The sequence below is a fragment of the Sphingomonas canadensis genome (assembly GCF_026013525.1).
Taxonomy (GTDB): Bacteria; Pseudomonadota; Alphaproteobacteria; order Sphingomonadales; family Sphingomonadaceae; genus Sphingomonas; species Sphingomonas canadensis.
In genome coordinates, this window is sequence record NZ_JAPDRA010000018.1 from 1 (window position 1) to 11,681 (window position 11,681).

Sequence of the window (11,681 nt, forward strand, 5' to 3'; positions counted from 1 at the left end):
AAATCTCCAGCTCGCTCAGCTTCGATCTTGCCAGATCCCTCTCATACCAACCGGATACATTTTACGGGACAGGGTCAGCCGCGCCAAAGAAGCATCAGCGCGCCGCACGGCGCTCAAGCTGGAGGCCGCCGCCGTGGAAAAGAAGATCAGCCAGTTTCTCGACCGCATTGTCGAAGCCGACAGCCCGACCGTCATCACAGCCTATGAGCGCAAGATCGGCGAGCTGGAACGCGACAAGCTGATTCTGGCGGAGAATATCGCCAAATGCGGCACGCCCGCGCGCGACTATGACGAGGTTTTTCAAACCTCGATGGCGTTTCTGGCAAACCCTTGGAATCTATGGGAAACAGGTAGGTTGGAGGACCGTAGAGCTATGCTGAAACTGGTCTTTCCGGGCCATCTCGTCTACTGCCGGAAATCCGGCTTTCAAACCCCCGAAATATCCATGCCTTTCAAGGCGTTGGAGGATATCTCAAGCCCAAAAAGTGAAATGGCGCGCCCGGCAGGATTCGAACCTGCGGCCCCAAGCTTAGAAGGCTCGTGCTCTATCCAACTGAGCTACGGGCGCGCACCCGGCCCAACTAGCGCGGATTGCGCGCGTGCGGAACCGCGATCATAGTCCCGCCATGACCGAGGGGACGGACAGGCCGGCGCACGTCGCCGCACGCGCGCTGGCGGGAAGCCATTTCCGCTATTTCGATTTCCTGATGGCGGCGTTCTGCGTCGTGCTCGTGCTGTCCAACGTGGTCGGCGCGGCGAAGGTTGCTACGCTGGGCGGGCTCACCTTCGGCGCGGGGATATTGTTCTTCCCCATCTCCTACGTCCTCGGCGACGTGCTGACCGAGGTCTATGGCTATGCCCGCGCGCGCCGGGTGATCTGGGCGGGGTTCGCCGCGGCGATCTTCGCGGCGGTGATGTGCTGGGTGATCGTGATCATGCCGCCCGCGGCCGGATGGGCAGGGCAGGAGGTCTATGAGGCCGCCTTCGGCCAGGTCTGGCGCATCGTGGGCGCGTCGGTCGCGGCCTTCTGGGTCGGCGAGTTCGTGAACTCCTACGTGCTCGCGCGGATGAAGATCTGGACCCAGGGGCGCATGCTGTGGACCCGCACCATCGGATCGACGGTGTTCGGCCAGGGCGTGGACAGCCTGATCTTCTATCCGCTCGCCTTCCTGGGCGTGTGGTCGAACGAGCAGGTGATGACGGTGATGATCACCAACTGGCTGATGAAGGTGGGCTGGGAAGCGGCGCTGACGCCGGTGACCTATGTCGTCGTCAACTGGCTGAAGCGCCGCGAGGGCGTGGACATCTATGACGAGGGCACGGACTTCACGCCATTCCGGACGCGGGTGTGAGCAACGCGGCGATCGTCTACCCCCCGGCGATCGTGACGCCGGGGACCACGTGGCTGCAGGAAAGCAAACTGTGGCTGATCCAGCATGTGGGGCTGGAGAAGGACGCGCTGCACATTTACGTCGCGCTGCTGCTGCTGTTCGGCAGCGCATGGCTGTTCCGCTGGCGGCTGAGCGGCTGGAAGCCCGCGGCGATCGTGCTGGCGGCGGCGCTGGCGGGGGAGGCGTGGGACATTCGCGACGGGCTGATGACCAGCGTGCCGCTCGCCGTCAGCCTTCCGTTCAGCGTCCACGATCTGTGGAACACGATGTTCTGGCCCGTCGCGATCCTGCTGCTGGCGCGATACACCCCGTTGTTCGGCGAGCGCGCCGGGCCGGACGAATTGAACCAGAACGGTTAGGGCGGGGCGTGCCTGGTCTGACCCGTTCGGCCTGAACTTGTCGAAGGGCGCGTCCCTCGAGAGCATCGCCGGTGGCCGGAACCCCTTCGAAAAGCCCAGGGCGAACGGTGGAGCAACCCGATTCCGATTTAAGGCGTGACGCATTGCGCTCCATCGGAGAAAGGCCCGTGGAGCTTTGAATAAACCCGCCTTATTGGTTAGTGCGCGCGAGGCGCGGCCGCCTCAGCCGACCGCTTCGAGCAGCCCTTCGAACAGGCGGCGGCCGTCGGTGTTGCCATGGGCGGCTTCGACGCAGCGTTCGGGGTGCGGCATCATGCCCAGCACATTGCCCGATGCGTTCAATATGCCCGCGATGCCGCGCGCCGATCCGTTCACGTCGCTGGTATAGCGGAACGCCACGCGCCCATCGCCCTCCAGCCGGTCCAGCGTATCGGCGTCGGCGAAATAATTTCCGTCGTGGTGGGCCACCGGCACGCTGATCTCCTCGCCCGCGCGATAGGCGCTGGTGAAGATCGACTGGCTCGTCTCCACCTTCAGCCCCACGTCGCGGCACACGAAATCGAGCCCGGCGTTGCGCATCAGCGCGCCCGGGAGCAGCCCGGTTTCGGTGAGCACCTGGAATCCGTTGCAGATGCCGATCACCGGCACGCCGCGCCCGGCCGCCTCGATCACCGCGCGCACCACCGGGGATCGCGCCGCGATCGCGCCGCAGCGCAGGTAATCGCCGTAGGAAAAGCCGCCGGGCAGCGCGATCAGGCCCAGCCCGCCGGGCAGCGCGCTTTCGCCATGCCACACCATCGCGGGCGCGGTTCCCGTGACCGCCTCCAGCGCCACCGCGATATCGCGATCGCAGTTGGAGCCGGGAAAGACGATCACCGCGGTTTTCATGCGCGCTCGATCCGGTAGTTTTCGATCACCGTGTTGGCGAGCAGCTTGCGGCACATCTCTTCGATGGCGGCGTCGCTGGTGCCCTCGGCAACCTCCAGTTCGAAGATCTTGCCGGCGCGGACGTCCTCGACTCCGTCGAAGCCGAGGCCGGCGAGCGCGTGCTGGATGGCCTTGCCCTGGGGGTCGAGCACGCCGTTCTTAAGGGTGACGATGACGCGAAGCTTCATGCCCCGCGCCTATGGCCGCATGGATGGATTCGGGCAATCGGAAAACGCCGCGCGGCCCGGCTTTCGTGCGGGCCGCGGGCGCCGCGGACTATTTTCCGCGGCGCTTGCGGTGGGTTTCCAGGTCGAGCACGGCCGAATTCTCGCCCTCCGGCAGCAGACCCAGGCGGCGCGCGACCTCCTGATAGGCTTCCACCTCGCCGCCCAGATCGCGGCGGAACCGGTCCTTGTCGAGCTTCTCGCCGCTGGCCATGTCCCACAGGCGGCATCCGTCCGGGCTGATCTCGTCGGCCAGGATTATGCGGCTGTAGTCGTTGTCCCAGATGCGGCCGAACTCCAGCTTGAAGTCCACCAGCCGGATGCCGATCCCGGCGAACAGGCCCGACATGAAATCGTTCACGCGGATCGCCATGTCCGCCATGTCGTGCAGCTCTTCCTGGCTGGCCCAGCCGAAGCACAGGATATGCTCGTCCGTCACCATCGGATCGCCGAGGGCGTCGTCCTTGAAATAATATTCGATGATCGTGCGGGGCAGCGGCGTGCCCTCCTCGATCCCCAGCTTCTTAGAAAGGCTACCGGCCACCACGTTGCGCACGACCACCTCGATCGGCACGATATCCACCTGGCGGATCAACTGTTCGCGCATGTTGAGGCGGCGGATGAAATGGGTGGGCACGCCGATGTTGCCCAGCATCGTGAAGATATGCTCGCTGATGCGGTTGTTGAGCACGCCCTTGCCGCTGATCGTGCCCTTCTTCTGGGCGTTGAACGCGGTCGCATCGTCCTTGAAATACTGGATCAGCGTGCCGGGCTCGGGACCTTCATACAGGATCTTGGCCTTGCCTTCGTAGATTTGGCGGCGGCGTGGCATGGCGTAGGCAACCCCTGCAAAAAAGCTGGCCCCGGCGGCGCGGGATATGCGGCGGCCGGGGCGTTGGATGGCGAAGGGCTATACCGGAAGGGGGAGGGGGGTGCAATCAGCCTTGCTCCTCCCCGGCCTCCGGTTCGGCGGATTTGGAGGCCTCCGCGGCGCGCCTCGTCCTCCGGAGAAGGATCAGCAGCGGGGGCACCGCTAGAAGCAGCCAGGGCGCGAGATAGATCAGCAGCGTCAGCAGGCTGCGCAGCGCGACGATGAAGGCGGCACCCGATCCGCGGACCGCTTCGCCCAACTGGCTTCCGGCCACTCGCGGTGTCGCCTGTACCGCGACGGCTTGATAGCGGATCTCGAATTCCGATGTCGCCACGCGCGCGCGCAGCTCCGCCAGCCAGCCCTTGGCCTGGTCCAGCTCCTCCTGCGCCTGCGCGACGCTGCGCTCCGCCTCCAGCAGCTCGGACACGCGGCCGGCGCGGGTGCGCAACATCTCGGTCAGGCGGCTGACCAGCAACTCGCGCTGGCGGATTCGCGCCTCGGCGTCGACGATGTCCTTGGATACGTCCTCGGCCGTCACGCTGGTGGCGATGGTGCGTCCGCCCGCCTGCGCCACCGCGCGCACGGCCGCGTCGGAAAAGGCGCCCGCCTGGCCGCTGTCGACGCGCAGGCGAAGGAACGCGCTGGCCTGGATATCGTCCGCGGACCCGCGCTCCATCGCGACGAGCTGGCAGCGCGCAGGCCCCATATCCGTGCAGAGCTTGCGGTGCGCCCCCTGTGCGGCGGCGATGCGATCGCCCGGTAGGCGGAAGCCGAGCTTGTAGGCATAGGCGAGCTTGGGCAGCGATATCGCGATCGGAGCGGTGGTTACCTGCGTCTCTTCCGCCACCTCGGCCGGCGATCCCTCGCTGATTTCCGGTGCCAGCGCGGGCGCATCGCGCGATGCCGGCACGGCTCCGGACGGCGCGGCCGGGGTGACGTTATAGGCCTCGATGGGCCGGGAGATGTCCGCGGTGAGCAGCGGGCGGGCCTGGATCACCAGCATCACGAAGATGGCCAGTGTCAGGATGCCCGCGGCGATTGCCAACGGTATGCGCACGGCACGGGATTGGATGGCTATCATTAAATGATATAACGTTACATCATCTAATCGAGTCAAGCGCGATCGTGACGCAGGCGATCCATTCTAGGGCTCCTGCATTCCGCCCGGCGCCGGCCGGCCCGGGCGGAAGCCGCCTCAGCCCTGCGGCTGGGGCTCGTCGTCGTCGCGGTTAAACCAGCGCTGGATCAGGTTGCGGTTGTCGCGCGGTTCTTCCTGCTGCTGCTCGGCATAGTCCTCGTCGCCCGCGCCGCCGCCGCGGCCATGGACGATGAAGCGCAGCAGCGCGATGATCAGGATCAGCGCGATCATCCACGGGCCGATCGCGGCCAGCACGGTCAGCAGCCGCGCGACCGAGCTTTCGAGCGTGTGGCCCGCGTTGCGGAAATTGGCCTGCGCCGATCCCAGGCCGGTGAGCGCTGAGCTGGATTCATAGGTAAGCAGCACCGGCGCATTGGCCAGCGACTGGCCCTGGCCCGCCTCAACCTCGGCGATGGCGTCGAGCGCGGTCTGGAGCCGGTCGGCCCGGGCTTTTGCGGCGTCGCCGCCGTCGCCCTGCGCCTGGGATCGGGCGTTGGCGAGCTGGTCCTGCAGGCGCTTGATCAGCGCGGCCCCGCGCGCGGAGCTGGTCGAATCGGCGCCGGTCACCTCGGTGTCGACGAGCACGCCGTCGACCCCGGTCACCGCCTTGGTCACCGCTTCGCCATAGGTGCGGGCGATGGCCGGATCGATGGTGATCATCAGCATCGCGCGGATCTTGTTCGCGCCATCCACCTTGTAACGCATCGAAAGGATGCGGCAGCGCGTGGGCGTCAGCTTGTCGCAGGCGTCGGCGTTGGACTGGAGCACCGCCTTAAGCTGCTCGCCGGGAAGGCGATAGGCATAGCGATAGTCATAGCCGCGGGAAGGTGCGCCGAAATCCTCGGCGGCGGAGGCGGCCGCCTTCTTGCCGTTGTCCGAACCGGCGAGGTCGCAACCCGCCAGCAGCAGCAACGCCGAAAGTGCAGCAACGACTCGCATCTTTCCCTCCCTGGACGATGCGGGGACTTAACGCAGTTTTGGCCGCCTCCCAACTCCGCTGTGCCGGCGTTGTTTCGTTTCGGGAAGCTTCCCGCTGCGGGAACGCGGATGCAGGCGCGCGTGCGGGGGGAGGCGTCGGGCGGCGCCTTTCATCAATAGAACTTGTGTGTCCACGGCGTTCGCGGGGCGGCGCCGGCCTGGCGCCACCCCGCGGTTCATCGCTTGCCAGGGAAAGTCAGCGCACGATGAATGCCGTCTGGCCTGCGTTGGCGAAAGCCTTCTCCCGCTGCGCCGCCGCGTTGGCCAGCGCCGTGTCGCGGCAACCGCGGTTCTGCACCTCGCGGCGCAGGTCGCGGGTCTTGGGGTCTTCGCAGACGAGCCGCACCGCGGCCTGGATACGGTGTTCGAGCTGGGCGCGGCCCGCGGCGGAGCCCAGATCGAGATCGGCGTAGCTGACGCGCGCGACCGGCGCGTCCTGGGCGATGGCGGGCGCCGCGGCGATCAGCAGCGGCAGGGCAATGAGCGTCTTGAGCATGTTCCTGTTCCCTCGGTGTTCCGTGTGGGCGATGGCGCTCCTCTGCTCCCGAACGGTGCCGGCATCCAACAAATCGTTGCGGGACTATCATCAGTTGTGCTTATGAAAGGCGATGCGCAGAATTCCGCCGCTAGCCGCCGTCCGCGTGTTCGAGGCGGCCGCCCGTCTGGGCAGCTTCACCCGCGCCGCCGAGGAGCTGGGGATGACCCAGGCGGCGGTCAGCTATCAGATGAAGCTGCTGGAGGAGCGGCTGGGCGTGCCGCTGTTCGCGCGCAGCGGGCGCGGGATCGTGCTGACCGATATCGGCAGGCGGATCGCGCCGCAGATCACCTCCGCGTTCGACCTGATGGGCGATGCCTTCGCCTCGCTGCGCCAGGAGAATGAGGCGGTGCTGACGGTCAGCGCGCCGATGACCTTCGCCACCAACTGGCTGGCGGCGCGGCTGGGCGGGTTCCAGGTCGCGCGGCCGGAGCTGGCGGTGCGGCTCGACACGTCGGACATCAAGGTGGATTTTTCCACCGGCGAGTTCGACGCGGCGGTGCGCGGCACGGTGCATCCCGGCGACGCGCTGGTCAGCCACTTCCTGATGCGCATGCCCGTCGCGCCGCTGGCGAGCCCCGAATTCCTGGCCCGCCACCGGCCGATCCGCGAACCGGCGGACCTGCTGGAAGTCCCGCGCCTTTCCCCCGACGACGACTGGTGGGAGCTGTGGTTCAGCACCGCGATGGGCGGCGTGGTGCCCGATCGGCAGGGCGGCGTGCGGATGGACTGGCAGGTGCAGCAAGGCAACGCCGCCATCGCCGGCCACGGCGTCGCCGCGCTCAGCCCGCCGATGTGGCAGCACGCGCTCGCCAGCGGCCAGCTCGTCCAGGTGCTGCCCCATTTCGTCCAGTATCGCAGCAGCTTCTGGCTGGTCTATCCGGAGAGCAAGCGCCACCTGTCCAAGGTCCGCGCCTTCCGCGACTGGATACTCGCGGAGGTGCGCGGCGCGATGGGTGACGATCCCTTCGGCGCGCTGATCCCGCCCAGCGCGGAGGAACTGGCCCGCTGAGCCGGCGAAAGCTGTGGAAAAGGCCTGCGGGAGCCGGGCGCGCGTGATGGCCACCGCGCCGGGGGGCTGCTATCGGAGCGCCAATGGCACTCGATACCGACAGCAGCCCGGCCGAGCCGGGCAGCCCCTCTGACGTACCTTTCGACAGCGCGCTCTCCGAGCGTTACCTTGTCTATGCGCTCTCGACGATCACGGCGCGCTCGCTTCCCGATGTCCGCGACGGGCTGAAGCCTGTGCATCGCCGCCTGCTGTGGGCGATGCGGCTGCTGCGGCTCGATCCGGCCCAGGGCTACAAGAAGTGCGCGCGCGTCGTGGGCGACGTGATCGGCAAATACCACCCGCATGGCGACGCATCGGTCTATGACGCGATGGTCCGCCTCGCGCAGACTTTTTCGCTGCGCTATCCGCTGGTCGACGGCCAGGGCAATTTCGGTAATATCGATGGCGATAACGCCGCCGCCTATCGCTATACCGAGGCGCGGCTGACCCAGGTCGCGATCGACCTGATGGAGGGGCTGGACGAGAATTCGGTCGATTTCCGCCCCACCTACAATGGTGAGGACGAGGAGCCGGAGCTGTTCCCCGGCCTGTTCCCCAACCTGCTGGCCAATGGCGCGGCGGGGATCGCGGTGGGCATGGCGACCAACATCCCGCCGCACAACGCCGCCGAGCTGATCGATGCCGCGGTCGCGCTGATCGACAATCCTCACGCCGACGTGCTTCAGCATGTGAAGGGGCCTGATTTCCCGACCGGCGGCATCGTCGTCGATCCGCCCGCCGTGATCGCGGAGGCCTATGCCACCGGGCGCGGATCGTTCCGCGTCCGATCGCGCTGGCACCAGGAGGATCAGGGGCGGGGCACCTGGGTCGCGGTGATCACCGAGATTCCCTATGGCGTGCAGAAGGGCAAGCTGATCGAGGCGATCGCCGCGCTGATCAACGACAAGAAGCTGCCGATCCTGGCCGATGTGCGCGACGAGAGCGCCGAGGACATCCGCATCGTGCTGGAACCGCGCGCGCGCACGGTGGACCCGCAGACGCTGATGGACAGCCTGTTCCGGCTTTCGGACCTGGAGGTGCGCTTCTCGCTCAACCTCAACGTGCTCGATCGCAACCGCACGCCGCGCGTGATGGGGCTGGGCGAGGCGCTGGCGGCCTGGGTCGATCACCAGTTCGTCGTCCTGCGCCGCCGCACCGAACACCGGCTGGCCAAGATCGCCGACCGGCTGGAGCTGGTGGCGGGCTACATCATCGCCTTCCTCAACCTGGACCGGGTGATCGAGATCATCCGTACCGAGGACGAGCCCAAGCCGGTGATGATGGCCGAATTCCAGCTCACCGACCGCCAGGCCGAGGCGATCCTGAACATGCGGCTGCGCAGCCTGCGCAAGCTGGAGGAGATGGAGCTGAAGCGCGAGCAGGCCGATCTGGAGAAGGAGAAGGCCGAGCTGGAGCTGCTGCTGGGCAGCGAGGCGCGGCAGCGCACGCGGATGAAGCGCGATCTGGGCAAGATCCGCGAACGTTATGGCCCCGAGACCGATCTGGGCCGCCGCCGCACGCTGATCGAGGAAGCGGCGCCCGCGCGCGAGATCCCGCTGGAGGCGATGATCGAGCGCGAGCCGATCACCGTGATCCTTTCCAAGCGCGGCTGGATCCGCGCGATGAAGGGGCATATCGAGCCGGGCCAGCTCGCCGATCTGAAGTTCAAGGAGGGCGACGAGGCCTTCCTGACCTTCCCGGCGCAGACCACCGACAAGCTGTTGCTGGCGGCGGACAATGGCCGTTTCTACACGCTGGCGGCGGACAAGCTGCCCGGCGGGCGCGGGTTCGGCGAGCCGGTGCGGCTGATGATCGACCTGGAGGGCGATCGCGCCATCGTGAGCCTGATGCCGGCGGGCGCGGCGGAAAAGCTGCTGGTCGCCGCCAGCGACGGCCGCGGCTTCGTGGTGAAGGCAGAGGATGTGATCGCCGAGACGCGCAAGGGCAAGCAGGTGATGACGCCCCGGGCCGGCGCGCATCTGCGCGTCGTCCGCCCGATCGCGCCCGAGGACGATATGGTCGCGGCGATCGGCGACAACCGCAAGCTGCTCGTCTTCCCGCTGGCCGAGGTCGCGGAGCTGGCGCGCGGGCAGGGCGTACAGCTCCAGCGTTTCCGCGACGGCGGGCTTTCGGACGTGCGAACCTTCCGCCTGGCCGACGGCCTGAGCTGGACGATGGGCGGCGAGAGCGGCCGGACGCGGACCGAGACCGATCTGTCGCCGTGGCGCACGGCGCGCGGCGCGGCCGGGCGGATGCCGCCGCAGGGCTTCCCGCGGGACAACCGCTTCTGATCGCCGCGCTGGCCGGGGTGATTGCAAAGGGATTGTTGCGCAAGCGAAATTCCGTTTCCTTCAGAGCGCCTTAACCAATTACGGCTAGCCCGGGAGCTGATGGCGATCCCGAAGGCAAAGACCTTGCTTGGCGAACCTGTGCCGCGCGCTGCGCAGCGTGAGGACGCGCACGCCTTTGGCCCGGGCTCTGGCGCGATCATGATCGATCTGCTTCCCGTTCCCGCCGCGATCGTCGAACTTCACGGAAAAAGCTTTCAATTCGATGCGGTTAACCGACCATTCCGAATGGCGGGGCTGGGTGCTGTCGCTTCGGAATCGCCGCTGATCCGGCTGCTGGGAAGCCAGCTTCGCCGCTTCCTCGAATCGGATGAGGCGCGCTGTGAGATCGCGTGGCAGTTCGGCGAGGAAGTCGATTGCCGCTATTTCAACGTCACCTTCGCGCGGCGGACCGATCGCCGGTCGGTGCCGCGCTGCATGGTCACGCTGGTCGATCACACCGCGGAACTGCGCACCGAGCACAGCCTGCGCCGCGAGATGATGACGGACAGCCTTACCGGGCTGCCCAACCGCGCCGGCTTCAGCGACGAGGTGGAGGCCGCGGTCACCCCCGATATGCGCGATCGCTATGCGGTGATGGTGGTGAACCTCAGCCGGTTCAGCCGCGTCAACGCCTGCATGGGCGGACTGGCGGGCGACGAGCTGCTCATCTCGGTCGCGCGCCGGCTGAAGGGCGCGCTGCGCGGCCGCGACACGCTGGCACGGATGAACGGCGACGAGTTCGGCATGCTGCTGACGCTGGACGATGGGCCGAACGACGCGCTGCACGTGGCCAAGCGGATCAACGCGGCGCTGGCCAACCCCTTCCGCCTCTCGGACTTCGAGATCCGGGTGGACTGTTCGATCGGCATCGCGCTGGGATCGGACAATGACGGCGATCCCGAGGATCTGGTCCGCAACGCCCAGTTCGCGATGAAGCGCGCCAAGATCAGCGGCCGCACCGAAGTCTATCAGACCCGCGCCTTCGATATCGCCCGCGAGCAGTTCGGCATGGAGACCGAGCTGCGCCGCGCGATCGAAACCGGCGCGATGACGCTGCACTTCCAGCCGATCTGCGATCTGGCCACCGGGCGCATCACTTCGTTCGAGGCGCTCGCGCGCTGGACCAACGAGGAAGGGCACAAGCTGTCCCCCAACGACTTCATCCCCGTGGCGGAGGAGGCGGGGCTGATCGTGCCGCTCGGCCGCTGGGCGATGGACGCGGCGGCGCGGACGCTGGCGCAATGGGATGCGCGGGCCGGCGGCGAATGTGGCGTGAAGATCGCGGTCAACCTCTCGGCTATCCAGCTCCAGCGCGACAATGTGCCGATGATGGTGAAGTCCGCGCTCGACGCGCACCGCATCGACGGGCACCGGCTGACGCTGGAACTGACCGAAAGCGCGATCGTGACCGATCCCGATCGCATCACCCAGACGATGAAGGCGCTGAAGGATCTGGGCGCCACCGTGGCGATGGACGATTTCGGCACCGGCTATTCGAACCTCGCCTATCTCCAGCGGCTGCCGATCGACCTGCTCAAGATCGACCGCAGCTTCGTGACGGGGATGCTGGCCGATCGCGACAAGATCGCCATCGTCCGTGCGATCCTGAGCCTGGCGCAGGCGCTGGGCAAACAGACCACCGCCGAGGGCATCGAGACCAACGAGCTGGCGCAGACGCTGGCGGCGCTGGGATGCACCTATGGCCAGGGTTTCCTCTACGCCCGTCCGCTTGAGGCCGAGGACGCCTACCGGCTGTTGTCCGAGCCCTATATCTAGGCTGTATCGACATTCAGAGGATTTCCAAAGGTAGGGATGTCTGATTCATGGGTTTCTGCAGTTGCGGAGGCACCATGGGGATCAAGCGATACGAGTTGAGC

11 protein-coding genes and 1 tRNA gene are annotated in these 11,681 nt (G+C 67.0%); 5 read left to right on the top strand and 7 right to left on the bottom strand.

From position 1 onward, the window contains the following. Nucleotides 1-491 precede the first annotated feature (491 nt). Nucleotides 492-568: transfer RNA gene (locus OM513_RS20530), tRNA-Arg, on the bottom strand. Nucleotides 569-626: 58 nt separating this feature from the next. Here OM513_RS20530 and OM513_RS20535 point away from each other — a divergent pair. Both OM513_RS20535 and OM513_RS20540 read left to right on the top strand, forming a co-directional pair. Next, the gene (locus OM513_RS20535) at nt 627-1,352 is read left to right on the top strand and encodes a queuosine precursor transporter (protein ID WP_264946653.1); all 726 of its coding nucleotides are present in this window, start codon (nt 627-629) and stop codon (nt 1,350-1,352) included. Beyond that, nucleotides 1,349-1,750 (top strand): hypothetical protein, encoded by a 402-nt coding sequence (locus tag OM513_RS20540; RefSeq protein ID WP_264946654.1) that lies wholly within the window; start codon nt 1,349-1,351, stop codon nt 1,748-1,750. The genes OM513_RS20535 and OM513_RS20540 overlap by 4 nt, the downstream gene beginning before the upstream one ends. Nucleotides 1,751-1,972: 222 nt before the next feature. Here OM513_RS20540 and purQ read toward each other — a convergent pair whose 3' ends face one another. The 6 genes from purQ to OM513_RS20570 form a co-directional block, all read right to left on the bottom strand. Then, on the bottom strand, nt 1,973-2,638 hold the full coding sequence (purQ, locus tag OM513_RS20545) for a phosphoribosylformylglycinamidine synthase subunit PurQ (RefSeq protein WP_264946655.1): 666 nt from the start codon (nt 2,636-2,638) through the stop codon (nt 1,973-1,975). Then, nucleotides 2,635-2,865: a phosphoribosylformylglycinamidine synthase subunit PurS gene (purS, locus tag OM513_RS20550; RefSeq protein ID WP_264946656.1), complete on the bottom strand. Its 231-nt coding sequence runs from the start codon at nt 2,863-2,865 to the stop codon at nt 2,635-2,637. The genes purQ and purS overlap by 4 nt, the downstream gene beginning before the upstream one ends. Before the next feature lie 88 nt (nt 2,866-2,953). Then, on the bottom strand, nt 2,954-3,733 hold the full coding sequence (gene purC / locus OM513_RS20555; RefSeq protein ID WP_264946657.1) for a phosphoribosylaminoimidazolesuccinocarboxamide synthase: 780 nt from the start codon (nt 3,731-3,733) through the stop codon (nt 2,954-2,956). 106 nt (nt 3,734-3,839) lie between these two features. Next, nucleotides 3,840-4,817 carry a DUF4349 domain-containing protein gene (locus tag OM513_RS20560; protein WP_264946658.1) on the bottom strand — a complete coding sequence of 326 codons (978 nt, stop codon included), beginning with the start codon at nt 4,815-4,817 and terminating at the stop codon, nt 3,840-3,842. Nucleotides 4,818-4,967: 150 nt separating this feature from the next. Beyond that, nucleotides 4,968-5,849 (bottom strand): hypothetical protein, encoded by an 882-nt coding sequence (locus OM513_RS20565; protein ID WP_264946659.1) that lies wholly within the window; start codon nt 5,847-5,849, stop codon nt 4,968-4,970. A gap of 235 nt (nt 5,850-6,084) precedes the next feature. Continuing rightward, the gene (locus OM513_RS20570; protein WP_264946660.1) at nt 6,085-6,384 is read right to left on the bottom strand and encodes a UrcA family protein; all 300 of its coding nucleotides are present in this window, start codon (nt 6,382-6,384) and stop codon (nt 6,085-6,087) included. 112 nt (nt 6,385-6,496) lie between these two features. On the opposite strand from OM513_RS20570, the gene OM513_RS20575 reads away from it, so the two are divergent. The 3 genes from OM513_RS20575 (at nt 6,497) to OM513_RS20585 (ending at nt 11,580) form a co-directional block, all read left to right on the top strand. After that, nucleotides 6,497-7,435 (top strand): LysR substrate-binding domain-containing protein, encoded by a 939-nt coding sequence (locus OM513_RS20575; protein WP_264946661.1) that lies wholly within the window; start codon nt 6,497-6,499, stop codon nt 7,433-7,435. Between the two features lie 83 nt (nt 7,436-7,518). Beyond that, a complete protein-coding gene (gene parC, locus OM513_RS20580) occupies nt 7,519-9,765 on the top strand; it encodes a DNA topoisomerase IV subunit A (protein WP_264946662.1) in 2,247 nt (748 codons plus the stop codon). A gap of 99 nt (nt 9,766-9,864) precedes the next feature. Continuing rightward, on the top strand, nt 9,865-11,580 hold the full coding sequence (locus OM513_RS20585; protein WP_380916605.1) for a putative bifunctional diguanylate cyclase/phosphodiesterase: 1,716 nt from the start codon (nt 9,865-9,867) through the stop codon (nt 11,578-11,580). The last annotated feature ends 101 nt before the right edge of the window (nt 11,581-11,681 follow it).

Excerpts from the sequence above, each read along its gene's own strand:
- purS (WP_264946656.1), bottom strand. The coding sequence starts at position 2,865 with ATGAAGCTTCGCGTCATCGTCACCCTTAAGAACGGCGTGCTCGACCCC.
- OM513_RS20535 (WP_264946653.1), top strand. The coding sequence starts at position 627 with ATGACCGAGGGGACGGACAGGCCGGCGCACGTCGCCGCACGCGCGCTG.
- OM513_RS20565 (WP_264946659.1), bottom strand. The coding sequence starts at position 5,849 with ATGCGAGTCGTTGCTGCACTTTCGGCGTTGCTGCTGCTGGCGGGTTGC.
- parC (WP_264946662.1), top strand. The coding sequence starts at position 7,519 with ATGGCACTCGATACCGACAGCAGCCCGGCCGAGCCGGGCAGCCCCTCT.
- OM513_RS20570 (WP_264946660.1), bottom strand. The coding sequence starts at position 6,384 with ATGCTCAAGACGCTCATTGCCCTGCCGCTGCTGATCGCCGCGGCGCCC.
- OM513_RS20575 (WP_264946661.1), top strand. The coding sequence starts at position 6,497 with ATGCGCAGAATTCCGCCGCTAGCCGCCGTCCGCGTGTTCGAGGCGGCC.
- purQ (WP_264946655.1), bottom strand. The coding sequence starts at position 2,638 with ATGAAAACCGCGGTGATCGTCTTTCCCGGCTCCAACTGCGATCGCGAT.
- purC (WP_264946657.1), bottom strand. The coding sequence starts at position 3,733 with ATGCCACGCCGCCGCCAAATCTACGAAGGCAAGGCCAAGATCCTGTAT.
- OM513_RS20585 (WP_380916605.1), top strand. The coding sequence starts at position 9,865 with ATGGCGATCCCGAAGGCAAAGACCTTGCTTGGCGAACCTGTGCCGCGC.